Source organism: Falsiroseomonas sp., assembly GCF_051859025.1.
GTDB lineage: Bacteria > Pseudomonadota > Alphaproteobacteria > Acetobacterales > Acetobacteraceae > Falsiroseomonas.
In genome coordinates this window covers 1,043,556-1,056,211 of record NZ_JBHYGL010000001.1, presented here as the reverse complement: position 1 = coordinate 1,056,211, position 12,656 = coordinate 1,043,556, and the positions used below count along the sequence as shown (strand labels likewise).

12 protein-coding genes are annotated in these 12,656 nt (G+C 68.9%); 6 read left to right on the top strand and 6 right to left on the bottom strand.

Annotated features, from left to right (window positions below; all coding sequences use genetic code 11):
* Positions 1 to 15: 15 nt before the first annotated feature.
* The 4 genes from ACTIE5_RS05175 to otnI form a co-directional block, all read right to left on the bottom strand.
* Positions 16 to 891, bottom strand: coding sequence for a helix-turn-helix domain-containing protein (locus ACTIE5_RS05175; protein WP_439548657.1), 876 nt, complete (start codon positions 889 to 891; stop codon positions 16 to 18).
* 276 nt (positions 892 to 1,167) lie between these two features.
* Positions 1,168 to 2,055, bottom strand: a complete 888-nt coding sequence (locus ACTIE5_RS05170) for a 2-hydroxy-3-oxopropionate reductase (RefSeq protein ID WP_439548616.1) — start codon at positions 2,053 to 2,055, stop codon at positions 1,168 to 1,170.
* Positions 2,052 to 2,711: a nicotinamidase gene (locus ACTIE5_RS05165; protein ID WP_439548615.1), complete on the bottom strand. Its 660-nt coding sequence runs from the start codon at positions 2,709 to 2,711 to the stop codon at positions 2,052 to 2,054. The genes ACTIE5_RS05170 and ACTIE5_RS05165 overlap by 4 nt, the downstream gene beginning before the upstream one ends.
* Positions 2,711 to 3,490, bottom strand: a complete 780-nt coding sequence (otnI, locus tag ACTIE5_RS05160; RefSeq protein ID WP_439548614.1) for a 2-oxo-tetronate isomerase — start codon at positions 3,488 to 3,490, stop codon at positions 2,711 to 2,713. Before otnI ends, ACTIE5_RS05165 begins: the two co-directional genes overlap by 1 nt.
* Positions 3,491 to 3,654: 164 nt before the next feature.
* Between otnI and ACTIE5_RS05155 the strand changes: the two genes are divergently transcribed.
* From ACTIE5_RS05155 to ACTIE5_RS05130, 6 genes are all read left to right on the top strand, one after another.
* Entirely contained in the window at positions 3,655 to 4,728 is a 1,074-nt protein-coding gene (locus tag ACTIE5_RS05155; RefSeq protein ID WP_439548613.1) for an AI-2E family transporter, read from the top strand.
* Positions 4,729 to 4,823: 95 nt separating this feature from the next.
* On the top strand, positions 4,824 to 6,431 hold the full coding sequence (locus tag ACTIE5_RS05150) for an ABC transporter substrate-binding protein (RefSeq protein WP_439548612.1): 1,608 nt from the start codon (positions 4,824 to 4,826) through the stop codon (positions 6,429 to 6,431).
* Positions 6,432 to 6,493: 62 nt separating this feature from the next.
* Positions 6,494 to 7,477, top strand: coding sequence for an ABC transporter permease (locus ACTIE5_RS05145; protein ID WP_439548611.1), 984 nt, complete (start codon positions 6,494 to 6,496; stop codon positions 7,475 to 7,477).
* Between the two features lie 3 nt (positions 7,478 to 7,480).
* Positions 7,481 to 8,413, top strand: a complete 933-nt coding sequence (locus ACTIE5_RS05140) for an ABC transporter permease (RefSeq protein ID WP_439548610.1) — start codon at positions 7,481 to 7,483, stop codon at positions 8,411 to 8,413.
* The gene (locus ACTIE5_RS05135; RefSeq protein WP_439548609.1) at positions 8,413 to 9,453 is read left to right on the top strand and encodes an ABC transporter ATP-binding protein; all 1,041 of its coding nucleotides are present in this window, start codon (positions 8,413 to 8,415) and stop codon (positions 9,451 to 9,453) included. The genes ACTIE5_RS05140 and ACTIE5_RS05135 overlap by 1 nt, the downstream gene beginning before the upstream one ends.
* Positions 9,446 to 10,480 (top strand): ABC transporter ATP-binding protein, encoded by a 1,035-nt coding sequence (locus ACTIE5_RS05130; protein WP_439548608.1) that lies wholly within the window; start codon positions 9,446 to 9,448, stop codon positions 10,478 to 10,480. The genes ACTIE5_RS05135 and ACTIE5_RS05130 overlap by 8 nt, the downstream gene beginning before the upstream one ends.
* Before the next feature lie 10 nt (positions 10,481 to 10,490).
* On the opposite strand, the gene ACTIE5_RS05125 is transcribed toward ACTIE5_RS05130, so the two are convergent.
* Both ACTIE5_RS05125 and ggt read right to left on the bottom strand, forming a co-directional pair.
* The gene (locus tag ACTIE5_RS05125) at positions 10,491 to 10,955 is read right to left on the bottom strand and encodes a CreA family protein (protein ID WP_439548607.1); all 465 of its coding nucleotides are present in this window, start codon (positions 10,953 to 10,955) and stop codon (positions 10,491 to 10,493) included.
* 14 nt (positions 10,956 to 10,969) lie between these two features.
* On the bottom strand, positions 10,970 to 12,649 hold the full coding sequence (gene ggt, locus ACTIE5_RS05120) for a gamma-glutamyltransferase (RefSeq protein ID WP_439548606.1): 1,680 nt from the start codon (positions 12,647 to 12,649) through the stop codon (positions 10,970 to 10,972).
* Between the last annotated feature and the right edge of the window lie 7 nt (positions 12,650 to 12,656).

Below are 12,656 nucleotides of genomic sequence, written 5' to 3'. Positions count from 1 at the left end.
CCCACGACGCCGCGTTCAGCCGCCCGTGGCCTTGATGAGGTCACGGACGCGCTGGGCGGCGGCAGCGCCCTTCAGCGCGTCGCGCCAGGCGACTTCCGCCACGCGCTGATGCGCCGCCACGGCTTCATCCGCCGCGGTGATGGACCCCACGCCGAGCCCGCCATTGGGCGCGGTATCGGCCGGGAAGGGGCTGGCGACGACATGCGCGCGTTCCCGCCCGCGCATGACCATGAAGCCGCCGGAGGGCTCCGCGCCCGTGGCTATGCCAAGCTGCACGCCGATGGGTACGCTTTCCATCATGGCGGCGATGGCTTCCGCTTCCTGCCGCGCCGCGGCCAGGCAGCGCTGGCGGGTGCGTTCCGGCACGCCGACGCCGGCGGCGACGCCTTCCGCCAGGAAGCGCTTCAGCGCGGGTTCGCTCAGGATGGCGATGATGGTCGGGCGGCGGGAGGCATGGAGGCGCTTGCGCGCGGCCAGCAGGCCCAGCGCCTGGTCGGCGCTGGCGCGCGCCTGCATCCGTTCCGGCGCGGCATCGGCCGCTTCCGTCCAGGCTTCGCCCACGGCGCCGTCGAAGGCATCGCTGGTGACCTGGTAGCAATAGGCGCCGCCGACGACGAGGATCTGGTCCGCCTGTTCCTCCACCTGCCGGAGGCGTTCCTGGAAGGCGAGGGGACGCGCGAAGTATTCGACGCCGATGCCGAGCAGGGAGAGCGGCGAGATCTTCAGCAATTCGGCCAGGCGCCGGATCGTGTCCAGCTTGATGACCTCGCCCTTCTCATACCGGTAGAGCGCGGCGCGTGAGACGCCGAGGCGGGCGGCGATCTCCTCCGCCCGCAGTCCGGACTCGAGCCTGTAGGCCCGAAGCTGCTGCCCGATATCCGCGAAGCGCATGCAATCCCCCGTAGGTCGCACCATCAAGACACAACCGCGCCCGGGAGACAGAATCTCAGGGGCGTTGTTCCTGCGCTAAAATGCGGGACGATCACGCATGATGCAACGTGAAAAACGCGGAAAAATTGTATCGGTATGTGGGAGAATGCCGCTTTAGGTTGTATAGCACCGCCGCCTGGACACGGTCCGCGAGGCTGCCGGAGATGCCCTGGCCTTGCGCCACTGGCAAGGGCATCCGGACCAATGCCGCCACTGGTCCGGATGCGTCGCGCCCTGTCAGGCGTCCGGGGCGACCTTGTGCGCGGCCATCGTCTCCAGCGCCTTCACCAGGCCGGAATGGTCCCAGGCCCCGCCGCCCATCGCGGCGCAGGACGCCATGAGCTGGGCGGTGGAGGCGGTGTTGGGCAGCGCCACGCCCAGTTCCTTGCCGGCGGACAGCGCGAGCGCCAGGTCCTTCTGGTGCAGCTCGATCCGGAAGCCCGGGGCGAAGGTGCGCTTGATCATCCGCTCCCCGTGCAGTTCCAGGATGCGGGAGGTGGCGAGGCCGCCCATCAGCGCCTGGCGCACCTTGGCGGGATCGGCGCCCGCCTTGGAGGCGAAGACCAGCGCCTCGCCAACCGCTTCGATCGTGAGCGCCACGATGATCTGGTTGGCGACCTTGCAGGTCTGGCCGGCGCCGTTCTCCTCGCCCACCAGGGTGATGTTCTTGCCCATTTTCTCAAAGACCGGAAGGGCACGGTCGAAGCTGGCCTGGGCGCCGCCGACCATGATGGTCAGCGCGGCGTTCTTCGCGCCGACCTCCCCGCCGGAGACCGGGGCATCGAGGTATTCGCCGCCGAGCGCCTTGATCTTCTCCGCGAAGATTTTCGTCTGTGTGGGGCTGATGGAGGACATGTCGATGACGAGGGTGCCGGGCTTGAGACCGGCGGCAACGCCATCCGCGCCAAACAGGACGGCTTCCACATCGGGGGTGTCGGGCACCATCGTGATGACGATCTCGGCGCCCGCGGCCACGGCGGCGGCGGTCGGCACCACGGCGAAGGTGGCGCGGTCCTCGGCGGTCAGCGACTTGCGCTCCACCACCGTGACGTCATGGCCCGCGGCCTTGAGGTGGCCGGCCATGGGGCGGCCCATGATGCCGAGGCCGAGGAATCCGATTTTCATGCGTTCTCTCCGTGAAGCTGGTCGGCGGTGGTGAAGCGGATGCCCTGGGCTTCCAGCCGGTTGCGGCTGGCATCCAGGGCATCGTCGGGGCCAAGGCGGGAACAGGCATCCTCGACCACCCAGGTCTCGAAGCCCGCGGCGGCGGCGTCCTCCGCCGTCCAGTCCACGCAAAAGGGGCGGGTGATGCCGGCGATGAACAGGCGCCGGACACCGACCGCGCGCAGCCATTCGGCGAGGCCGGTGCCGGTCTGCCGGTCGTTCTCCCGGAAGCCCGAATAGCTGTCGATCGCCTGGCGAAAACCCTTGCGCAGGATCATCACGACCTTGGCCTGGTCGAGGTCGGCATGGATGGCGGCGCCCGGGGTGGCGCGCACGCCGTGGTCCGGCCACAGCACCTGAGTCCCGTAGGGCAGGTCCACCGTCTCCAGCGGCCGTCTGCCGGGATGCTGGCTGGCGAAGGACAGGTGCCGTGGATGGTGCCAGTCCTGCGTCACCACGGCGCGGGCGATGGGGCCGGCGAGGATGCGGTTGATCACGGGGATCACCGCCTCCGCCCCCGGCACCGGCAGTTCATCGGGACAGAGTGCCATGAAGGTGGGCTGCGGGTCGACGACCAGCAGCAGATCCTCCTCCGGGTGCAGCGTGAAGGACACCATCAGCCCTTGTAGGGGGCGAACCAGCCGAGGCCGGCATTCGTCTCCGCGGCCGGCTTGTATTCGCAGCCGATCCAGCCGCGGAAGCCGAGTTCGTCGATCTTCTTGAACACGAAGGGCCAGTTGACCTCGCCGGTGCCGGGCTCGTTCCGGCCGGGATTGTCGGCGACCTGCATATGGGCGGTGATCGGCAGGTACTTCTCGACGCGCTTCACCAGGTCACCTTCCGTGATCTGGCAGTGATACAGGTCGAATTGCAGGCCGACCTTGTCGGCGCCCACGGCCTCGATCACCGCGGCGCCCTGGGCCAGGGTGTTGAGGAAGAAGCCGGGGATGTCGCGGTGGTTGATCGGCTCGATCACCGGCTTCACGCCGGCGGGGTTCGCCTGTTCGGCGGCCCAGGCCAGGTTGGCGGCCAAGGTGCCGGTCATGCTGTCATGCGCCACGCCGGCCGGGGCAAGGCCGGACATCACGTGGATGCGGGGGCAGGAGAGGGCGGCTGCGTAGTCCAGCGCGCGGCGAAAACCTTCGCGGAACTCGGCCTGGCGGCCGGGCAGGGCGGCCTGGCCGCGCTCCCCCTTCGTCCAGTCGCCGGGGGGCGCGTTGAACAGCACCTGCTGCAGGCCGTTGTCCTTGAGGCGGGCGGCGATGTCGGCGGCGGCGAAATCATAGGGGAAGAGGAACTCGACCGCCTTGAACCCCGCCTTGGCCGCGGCCTCGAACCGGTCGAGGAAGGGCACTTCGTTGAACATCATCGAGAGGTTGGCGGCGAAGCGCGGCATGATCGGTCTCCTGTCCCTGGGCAGGTGATGCCCCGGGGGACAGGGACGGGCAAGCCCGGCGTGGGCCGGCGGGGTTGGTCCGGGCAGGGTTGCGGCGGGCGGGGTTGCTGCTGCGCTCGGGCCGGGGTTCGGCTATGGCTGTCCCACCCCGCCCCGGAGTGACCATGGACCAGGATACGATCCGACCCGCCCGTCTGCTCGGGCTGTTCGCGCTGGGCCTCCTGGGGGCGGGCTGCTTCCTGGTGCTGCGGCCCTTCGTCTCCGCCCTGCTCTGGGCGATGATCCTGGCCTTCACCACCTGGCCCGCCTTCCGGCTGCTGCGCGAACGCACCGGCCTGTCGCCCGGCAAGGCCGCGCTGGTGATGGTGACGCTGGAATTCGTCCTGATCGGCCTGCCGCTGGTCTTCGCGACCCCGACCAGCCGGGAGGAGATCGAGGGCCTGCGGAGCAGCGTGGAGCGGCTGCTGCTGGAGGGGCTGCCGAACTTCGTCGCCTGGCTCGGCACCCTTCCCTATGTGGGGGAGACGGCGCGCAGCTACCTGGAGGGCTGGGATTCCACCTTCGCCGGGCTGTTCGACGCGGTGAAGCCCTTCGCGGGGACCATCGCCTCCAACGCGCTGTCCCTGCTGCTGGCGGTGCTGTCGGGGCTGGCGGAGCTGCTGCTGGCGATCTTCCTGGCCTTCTTCTTCTACCGGGACGGGCCCGCCATCGCGGCCCAGGCGGAACGGGTGATGGAAAAGCTGGCCGGCCCGCGGACGCGGCGGCTGATCCAGCTGACGGGGGATGTGACGCGGGGCGTGGTCTATGGGCTGCTGGGCACCGCCATCGTCCAGGGGGCCATGACGACCTTCGGCCTGTGGATCGCGGGCGTGCCGCAGCCGGTGCTGCTGGGGGTGGTGGCGGGGGTGATCTCCATCCTGCCGATCGGGGCGCCGGTCATCTGGATCCCCGCCACCATCTGGCTGTTCACCCAGGGGCAGACGGGGTGGGGGTTCTTCATGCTGGTCTACGGGGCGGGGGGCATTTCCTCCGTGGATAACTTCATCCGGCCCTGGATGATCAGCCGGGGCGCGGACCTGCCGCTGCTGCTGACGCTGCTGGGGGCGATCGGGGGAGTCCTGGCCTTCGGGATCCTCGGGCTGTTCCTGGGGCCTGTCCTGCTGGCAGTGGGCTATACGCTGCTGAAGGATTGGGCAAAGGATGGGGCGCCGGCCACCCAGCCCGGCCGGCAGATCTGAACATCGGGCTTCCCCCTGCCATCGCGGCGGGATAATGACCGGGGCTTCACAGACGCGGACAGACGATCCGCGATGCGAACGGGGAGTTCCGGGTGATGCGAAGGATGTTGTTGGCCGCCGCCGCCGTGCTGGGCGCCGGCCTGGGCCTCGGTGTGATGGCCGGGGATGCGCAGGCGCAGAACCGCACCGTGCGATGGTCGGCGGCGGGGGATGCGAACACGCTCGACCCGCACAGCCAGAACATCGGCACGGTCGCGATGATCCTGCAGCAGATGTACGATACGCTGATCACGCGCAACGCGGATTTGACGCTGCGCCCCGGCCTGGCCACGGCCTGGACGGCGGTGGAGCCGACACGCTGGCGCCTGACGCTGCGCCAGGGCGTGCGCTTCCATGAAGGCGAGGCCTTCACGGCCGACGACGTGGTGTTCAGCATCCAGCGGGCGCTGATGCCGACCTCCAATTTCGGCATCTTCGTCGATACGGTGGAGCGCGCGGAGAAGGTGGACGACTTCACCGTCGACATCGTCCTGAAGCTCCCGGACCCGATCCTGCCGAACAAGCTGGCTTCCGTATACATCGCGTCCCGGTCGTGGCTGGAAAAGCACAACGCCACCCGCCCGCAGAACACGCGGGCGCGGGAGGAGATGCACACCGTCCGCAACGCCAACGGCACCGGCGCCTTCCGCCTGGTGTCGCGCGAAGGCGATGTGCGCACCGTGATGCGCCGGAACGACGACTGGTTCGGCTGGCGGGAGCCGGACAACACCAACGCCAACATCCAGGAACTGGTGTTCCGCCCCATTGCCTCGGACGCCACGCGCATCGCGGGGCTGCTGTCCGGTGAGGTCGATTTCGTGCTCGACCCGCCGCTGCAGGACCTGGCGCGGCTGCGCAACGCGCCGAACATCCGCGTGGTGGAGGGGCCGGAGATCCGGACCATCTTCCTGGCGATGGACACCTATCGGGATGAACTGCTGTACAGCGATGTGCGCGGCCGCAACCCGATGAAGGACCTCCGGGTGCGCCAGGCGCTGTATCACGCCATCGACATCCAGGCGATCCATCGCACCACGATGCGCGGCTTCAGCGTGCCGACCGGCACCTTCTTCCCGCCGCAGGTCAATGGCTACACGGCGGCCGAGGATGTCCGCCTGCCCTTTGACGCCGCCCGCGCCCGCGCGCTGCTGGCGGAGGCCGGCTACCCCAACGGCTTCGGCATCACGCTGGACTGCCCGAACAACCGCTACATCAATGACGAGCAGATCTGCCAGGCCATCGCGGCGATGTGGGCGCGGATCGGCGTGCGGACCAGCGTCCGCGCCCAGCCGCTTGCGCCCTTCTTCGCGCAGATCCAGCGCGACGATGTCAGCGTGTATCTGCTCGGCTGGGGCGTGCCGGCGCTGGATGCGCTGTATTCCTTCCAGTCCCTGGTCGCGACGCGGAATGGCGCGCAGGGCGATGGCATCTGGAACTACGGGCGCTATTCCAACCCGCGCATGGATGCCCTCATCCAGCGCATGAAGACCGAGACCGGGGAAAGCCGCACCGCCGCGATCCATGAGGCGCTGCGCATCTACCGGGAGGACGTGCCCCATATCCCGCTGCATCACCAGATGATCCCCTGGGCGATGCGCGGCAACGTCCATGTGCCGCACGCCGCGAACAACCAGCCCTTCTTCCGCTTCGCGCGCGTCGATTGACCAAGCCCGGGGCGTGCGCTTTGACGCGCGCGCCCCGTGACCCCTGAAGGAATACACCGCCCTTGTTCGCCTTCATCGTCAGCCGCGTGCTGCAGGCGCTACCCGTCATGCTGACGGTGGCGCTGCTGTCCTTCGCGATGTTCGCCTATGTCGGCGACCCCGTCGCCATCATGCTCGGCCAGGACTACACGGAAGCGCAGCGCACGCAGCTGATCTCCGACCTGGGGCTGGACCAGCCCTTCTTCGTGCAGTTCTTCAAATTCGTCGTGAATGCGGCGCAGGGCGAATTCGGCCTGTCCTACCGGCTGTCACGGCCGGTCGCGGATCTGATCGCGGAACGCGCGCCGGCGACGCTGGAACTGGCGCTCTGCGCCGCCGCGCTGGCACTCGCCATCGGCGTGCCGATGGGGGTCTATACGGGCCTCTATCGCAATTCCTGGCTGTCCCGCTTCTTCCTGACGTTCAGCCTGATCGGCGTTTCCCTGCCGACCTTCCTGATCGGCATCCTGCTGATCCTGACCTTCAGCGTCTGGCTGGGATGGCTGCCGAGCTTCGGCCGCGGCGACACGATCCGCTGGGGCTGGTGGAGCACGGGTCTTGGCACCTGGTCGGGGCTTAAGGCACTGATCCTGCCTTCCATCACGCTCGGCCTGTTCCAGCTGACGCTGATCATGCGCCTGGTGCGGGCGGAGATGCTGGAAGTGCTGCGGACCGACTACATCAAATTCGCCCGCGCGCGGGGGCTGTCCAACCGCGCAGTGCATTTCGGGCACGCCTTGAAGAACACGCTGGTGCCGGTCATCACCATCACGGGCCTCCAGCTCGGCGCCATCATCGCCTTCGCCATCGTGACGGAGACGGTGTTCCAGTGGCCCGGCATGGGGCTGCTGTTCATCCAATCCGTGGGTGCGGCCGACATCCCCGTGATGTCCGCCTACCTGCTGCTGATCGCGCTGATGTTCGTCAGCATCAACCTGATCGTGGACCTGCTGTACTACGCCGTGGACCCCCGTCTGCGCATCGGCGGCGGCAAGGGGGGGCACTGAACCATGGCCCAGTCCGGAACGACGCCAGGCGCCCTCGCGCGCTTCTTCGACAGCGACATCTGGTATTCCTTCACCCGGTCGCCGATCACGGTGGCTTCCGCCATCGTGGCCTTCATCTGCATCGGCGGCGCGGTGCTGGCGCCCTGGATCGCGCCGCACAACCCCTTCGACCTGGCGTCCCTGCAGCTGATGGACGCCTTCAAGCCGCCAGCCTGGACGGATGAGGGCGACCCCACCTACCTGCTGGGCACGGACGACCAGGGGCGGGACGTGCTCTCCGCCATCATGTATGGCGCGCGGGTGTCGCTGCTGGTCGGCTTCTGCGCGGTGCTGCTCTCCGTCTCCCTTGGCATCACGGTCGGCCTCGCGGCCGGCTATATGGGCGGTACGGTGGATGCGGTGCTGATGCGCATCGCCGACATCAAGCTGACCTTCCCGACCATCCTGGTCGCGCTGCTGATCGATGGCGTGGTGCGCGCGGCATTGCCGCGTGAGGTGCATGACCAGATCGCGCTCTATGTCGTGATCTTCGCCATCGGCATCTCCAACTGGCCGTCCTTCGCCCGCACCGTGCGCGGATCGACGCTGGTGGAGCGCAACAAGGAATACGTGCAGGCCGCGCGCGTCATCGGGCTTTCCAAGTCCCGCATCATGATCACGCATGTACTGCCGAACGTGCTCGGCCCCGTGCTGGTCATCGCGACGCTCAACCTCGGCTTCGCGGTGCTGGCGGAGGCGACGCTGTCCTTCCTCGGCGTCGGCGTGCCGCCGACCCAACCCTCCCTCGGCACGCTCATCAGGATCGGCAACGACTTCCTGTTCAGCGGCGAGTGGTGGATCACCATCTTTCCCGGGATCGCGCTGATCGTGCTCGTGCTGTCCGTCAACCTGCTGGGCGACTGGTTGCGCGACGCCCTGAACCCGAAGCTCCGGTGATGTCAGACGTGAAGCCCATTCTCGAAGTCCGCAACCTGCGGGTCGAGTTCCCCACCCGTCGCGGCACGCTGGTCGCGCTGAACGACGTGTCCTTCTCCATCGCGCCTGGCGAAGTGCTGGGCGTGGTCGGTGAATCCGGCGCCGGCAAATCCATGACGGGCGCGGCGATCATCGGCCTGCTGGAACCGCCCGGCCGCATCGCCGGCGGGCAGATCCTGCTGGAGGGTCGTCGCATCGACAACCTTGCCTACCAGGAACTGCGGCAGATCAGGGGGCGGCAGATCGGTGCGATCTTCCAGGACCCGCTGACCACGCTCAACCCGCTCTACACCGTCGGCGCGCAGCTGATCGAGACGATGGTCACGCATCTGCCGCTGAACCCGGCGCAGGCGCGGGCCAAGGCGATCGAGTGGCTGGAACTCGTCGGCATTCCCGCCGCGGCGCAGCGCATCGACAGCTACCCGCATGAATTCTCCGGCGGCATGCGGCAGCGCGTGGTGATCGCACTCGCCTTGTGCGCGGAGCCGAAGCTGATCGTGGCGGATGAACCGACCACGGCGCTCGACGTCTCCATCCAGGCGCAGGTGATCGCCCTGCTGAAGCGCCTGGCGCGGGAGAAGGGGACGGCGATGATGCTGGTCACGCACGACATGGGCGTGATCGCGGAAACGGCGGACCGGGTGGCGGTGATGTATGCCGGGCGCATCGTGGAAATCGGCGCGGTGCGCAATGTGGTGAAGCACGCGGCGCATCCCTATTCCGCCGGCCTCATGGGATCGATCCCGCCGGTCAGCCGCAGGCTCGACCGGATGCAGCAGATCGATGGCGCCATGCCGCGGCTGTCCTCCATCCCGAAGGGCTGCCCCTACAACCCGCGCTGCCCGAAGGTGTTCGATCGCTGCATGGTGGAACGGCCCGAATTGATGCCGGCCGAGGATAATCTGGCTGCGTGCTGGCTATACGCTGATCACGCGCGCCCTGGGCGAGAAACGGATGGCGCGCGCGGAGCGCGCGACGCGGAGGGCGCCGCCCATGGCTGACGCGACCCCGATGCTTGAGGTGATCGACGTCGCCCGCTTCTTCGACGTCTCCCGCCCACCCCTCCAGCGCCTGCTGGCCGGGGAGGGCAAGCGGATGCTGCGCGCGGTGGATGGTGTCTCCTTCGCCATCCAGAAGGGCACGACGCTCTCGCTGGTCGGCGAAAGCGGCTGCGGCAAGTCCACCATGGCCCGCCTGGTCGTCGGCCTCTACAACCCGACGCGCGGCAGCGTGATCTTCGACGGCAAGGATTTGGCGGAGGCGCGCGCGGATAGCGACCAGCGCCGCCGCATGCAGATGATCTTCCAGGACCCCTATGCGAGCCTGAACCCTCGCTGGCGGGTGAAGGACATCATCGCGGAGCCGATCCGCGCCTTCGGGCTTTCGAAGGACAAGGCGGAGATCGAGGCGCGGGTCGGGCAATTGCTGACGCAGGTCGGCCTTTCCCCTCTCGATGGCGCGAAGTTCCCGCATGAATTCTCGGGCGGCCAGCGGCAGCGCATCTCCATCGCCCGCGCGCTGTCGTCCAACCCGGAATTCCTGGTCTGCGACGAACCGACCTCGGCGCTCGATGTCTCGGTCCAGGCGCAGATCCTGAACCTGATGAAGGACCTCCAGCAGCGGCTGGGGCTCACCTACCTCTTCATCAGCCACAACCTCGCCGTTGTGCGGCAGGTCAGCGACCGCGTCGGCGTCATGTATCTCGGCCGACTGGTGGAACTGGCGCCGGCGGAGACGCTGTTCGAGACGCCGCGCCACCCCTACACGCGCGCGCTGATGGAGGCGATTCCGGACCTGGAGATGACAGGCCGGCAGCGCATCCCGGTCGGCGGCGAGGTGCCGAGCCCGATCAACCCACCCTCCGGCTGCCCCTTCCACCCGCGCTGCCCGCTGGCGAATGACCGCTGCAAGGCGGAAATCCCGGCGATGATCCCGGCGCGCGGCACGGAACAGACGATGGTCGCCTGCCATGCCGTGGAGGAAGGGCGCGACCGCATGGGCGCGCCGCTGGTGGAGGCGGTGGGGTAGGGCGAAACCCCTACCGCGCCGGCACCACCGCCACCGCGTTGTAGGGACTGCCGTCGATCAGCCTGGTGCTCCAGGCCAGGTAGACCACCGTGTTCCGCTCCTCATCGATGAAGCGGTGCACGCGGGTTTCCTTGAAAAACAGGCTGGTGTTGCTTTCGAACACCACCTCGCCGCGGTCGCCGCGGCGGGCGCCGGGCTGGATCTCTACCGCGCCGGTCGCGGCGCAGTTCAGCGCGAAGCGGGCGGGGTCCTCCGCCACGCCGAGCATCCCGGACAGGCCCCCGGTGCGGGCCTGGCTGATCCAGCAGGAGACGTTGCGCACCTCCGGATCATCGAAGCGTTCCACCACCACGCGGTGGCTGCGCGTCAGGCCGAGATTGGTGATGGCCGTGTTCACATGGCCGATCTCCCGCGTCTCCTGCGCCAGCACGGGCAGTGGCAGCATCAGAAGCGTGGCCAGGATGGCAGCGCGCATGGTGGTTCTCTCCTTCATTCGCCGAGCGCGACGCCTTCCCGCCTGGGATCGGCGGCGCCGAGCAGGCCGTTGGGCGTGATGCGGATGGCGGTCAGCCCGGATTCGATGACGCGCACATCGGGGCGGTGGCCGCGGGCTTCCAGGGCCGGCGCCAGCGCCGCCGCAGGGGTGCCGGCCTCCAGCTCCGTCAGCGCCGTGCCGACCACGCCGATGCGCGGAAGCGCCAGCGCCTCCGCCGGCGGAAGGTTCCACTCCAGCATGGCGATGAGGGACTGCGCGACATGGCCGATGATGCGCGCGCCGCCCGCCGACCCCACGGCCAATACGGCACGGCCACCTGAATCCAGCACGATGGTGGGGGACATGGAGGATCGGGGGCGCTTGCCGGGCTCCACCCGGTTCGCCACGGGGCGGCCATCCGCTTCGGGGATGAAGCTGAAATCGGTGAGTTCGTTGTTGAGCAGGAAGCCGCGGAGGAAGATGCGGGCGCCCATCACGGCCTCGATCGTCGTGGTCATCGAAACCGCATCGCCCCAGCCATCGACGACGGTGATGTGGCTTGTGCCTGCCTCATAATCCTGGTCCTGGGGCGCGAGCATCGCGTCGCGCCAGGGCGGGTTGCCGGCGCGCGGCGGGGCCATGGCGCGGTCACGGTCGATCATCTGGGCGCGGCCCGTGATGTAGGCAGGGTCCAGCAACCCGCGGACCGGCACGCGCACGAAATCCTCATCGGCGAGGTAGAGGTTGCGGTCGGCGAAAGCGAGGCGCGACGCCTCCCCGATCAGATGCGCGGCATCGAGGCTGCCGGGCGCCAGGGCGCGCAGGTCGAAATGTTCCAGCAGGCCGAGGATCTGGCCCACGGCAACGGCACCGGAACTCGGCGGGCCCATGCCGCAGAGGCGGAACACGCGATAGGGCGCGCAGACGGGGTCGCGGCGGCGGGCCTGGTAGGTGGCCAGATCCGCTTCCGTCATGCCGCCGGGGTTGGCGTGGCCCTGGACGGCCACGGCGATGTCCTGCGCGATGGGGCCGCGATGCAGCGCATCCGCGCCCTCCGCCGCCACGGCACGGAGCGTCGCGGCCAAGGCGGGGTTGCGGAGGATGGTGCCGGGGGCGTGGGCGTTGCCCTCGGCATCGAAGAAATAGGCGCGCGCGCCGGGGTCCCTACGCAGGCTCTCCGCATTGGCGGCGGCGGCGGCGGCCATGCGGCGCGGCACCGCGAAGCCCTGTTCGGCCAGGCGGATCGTGGGGGCCATCAGCTGCGCCCAGGGAAGCTTACCGTGTTCGCGATGGGCGGCTTCCAGCATCCGCAGCAGGCCGGGCACGCCCACGCTGCGGCCGCCCTCCATGGCCTGGGCGAAGGGCATCGGCGTGCCGTCGGGGCGCAGGAAGAGCCCGGGCGTGGCGGCGGCGGGCGCGGTCTCTCGCCCATCCCAGGCGGAGACGGCCTGGCTTTCGCTGTCGTAGTGCAGCATCAGCCCGCCGCCCCCGATGCCCGCGGCCTGGGGTTCCGTCAGCGTCAGCATGACAGCGGCGGCGATGGCGGCATCGGTCGCGCTGCCGCCGGCGCGGAGGATCTCCAGCGCGGCTTCCGTCGCCGGCGGGCTGGCGGTGGCGGCCATGTGGCGGCGGGCCGGTGTCTGCGCCTCGGCGGGCATCGCCAGGGCCAGGACAAAGAGCATGACGAATCGCATGTGGTTC

Bases quoted from the DNA above. Each gene is read 5' to 3' on its own strand.
- ACTIE5_RS05135 (WP_439548609.1), top strand. From the start codon at position 8,413: ATGTCAGACGTGAAGCCCATTCTCGAAGTCCGCAACCTGCGGGTCGAG.
- ACTIE5_RS05155 (WP_439548613.1), top strand. From the start codon at position 3,655: ATGGACCAGGATACGATCCGACCCGCCCGTCTGCTCGGGCTGTTCGCG.
- otnI (WP_439548614.1), bottom strand. From the start codon at position 3,490: ATGCCGCGCTTCGCCGCCAACCTCTCGATGATGTTCAACGAAGTGCCC.
- ACTIE5_RS05170 (WP_439548616.1), bottom strand. From the start codon at position 2,055: ATGAAAATCGGATTCCTCGGCCTCGGCATCATGGGCCGCCCCATGGCC.
- ACTIE5_RS05150 (WP_439548612.1), top strand. From the start codon at position 4,824: ATGCGAAGGATGTTGTTGGCCGCCGCCGCCGTGCTGGGCGCCGGCCTG.
- ACTIE5_RS05140 (WP_439548610.1), top strand. From the start codon at position 7,481: ATGGCCCAGTCCGGAACGACGCCAGGCGCCCTCGCGCGCTTCTTCGAC.
- ACTIE5_RS05165 (WP_439548615.1), bottom strand. From the start codon at position 2,711: ATGGTGTCCTTCACGCTGCACCCGGAGGAGGATCTGCTGCTGGTCGTC.
- ACTIE5_RS05175 (WP_439548657.1), bottom strand. From the start codon at position 891: ATGCGCTTCGCGGATATCGGGCAGCAGCTTCGGGCCTACAGGCTCGAG.
- ACTIE5_RS05130 (WP_439548608.1), top strand. From the start codon at position 9,446: ATGGCTGACGCGACCCCGATGCTTGAGGTGATCGACGTCGCCCGCTTC.
- ACTIE5_RS05125 (WP_439548607.1), bottom strand. From the start codon at position 10,955: ATGCGCGCTGCCATCCTGGCCACGCTTCTGATGCTGCCACTGCCCGTG.
- ggt (WP_439548606.1), bottom strand. From the start codon at position 12,649: ATGCGATTCGTCATGCTCTTTGTCCTGGCCCTGGCGATGCCCGCCGAG.